Origin of the sequence: Ensifer sp. M14 (genome assembly GCF_003355565.1) — a bacterium.
Taxonomy (GTDB): Bacteria; Pseudomonadota; Alphaproteobacteria; order Rhizobiales; family Rhizobiaceae; genus Ensifer.
Map to the genome: position 1 here is coordinate 673956 of NZ_QJNR01000004.1, position 979 is coordinate 674934.

The following is a 979-nucleotide window of genomic DNA, read 5'->3' on the forward strand; positions in this document are numbered from 1 at the left end:
CCGAAAGAGCCTTGAACTCGGTAAGGATGGCTTCGCCCATTTCGACGGTTCCGACCTGGCGTGCGCCTTCGGCCATGATGTCGCCGGTGCGGATGCCCTTGTCGAGCACGGTGGCGATTGCCTTCTCCAGGTTGTCGGCTTCCTTCGTAAGATTGAAGGAGTAGCGCAGGCACATGGCGAAGGACGCGATCATGGCGATCGGGTTGGCGATGCCCTTGCCGGCAATATCGGGTGCCGAACCGTGTACCGGCTCATAAAGCGCCTTGCGCTTGCCGGTCACCGCATCCGGTGCGCCGAGCGAGGCCGAAGGCAGCATGCCGAGCGAACCGGTCAGCATCGCCGCCACGTCCGACAGCATGTCGCCGAACAGGTTGTCGGTGACGATGACGTCGAACTGCTTGGGCTGGCGCACCAGCTGCATGCCGCCGGCATCGGCCAGCATATGCTCGAGCTGAACGTCGGAGTACTTCGCCTTGTGGGTCTCGGTCACCACCTGGTTCCACAACACGCCCGACTTCATGACGTTGCGCTTTTCCATCGAGCAGACGCGGTTGTTGCGGGTGCGTGCCAGTTCGAAGGCAACACCGGCAATGCGCTCGATCTCGTAGGTATCGTAGACCTGGGTGTCGATGCCGCGCTTCTGGCCGTTGCCGAGGTCGATGATTTCCTTCGGCTCGCCGAAATAGACACCGCCGGTCAGCTCGCGCACGATCAGGATATCGAGGCCCTCGACCAGTTCCGGCTTCAGCGACGATGCGGCGGAAAGGGCGGGGTAGCAGATGGCCGGACGCAGGTTTGCAAACAGCTGCAGGTCTTTGCGCAGGCGCAGAAGGCCGGCTTCCGGGCGAACTTCGTAGGGCACTGCATCCCACTTCGGACCGCCGACGGCGCCGAACAGCACGGCGTCGGCGGCGAGCGCCTTTGCCATGTCCCCTTCCGAAATTGCCTGGCCGTGGGCATCGTAAGCCGAGCCGCCGAC

1 protein-coding gene is annotated in these 979 nt (G+C 63.4%); it reads right to left on the minus strand.

Translation table 11 applies throughout. From position 1 onward, the window contains the following. The coding region (gene leuB, locus BLJAPNOD_RS35315) for a 3-isopropylmalate dehydrogenase (RefSeq protein WP_115418902.1) at positions 1–979 on the minus strand (979 nt) is incomplete at both ends.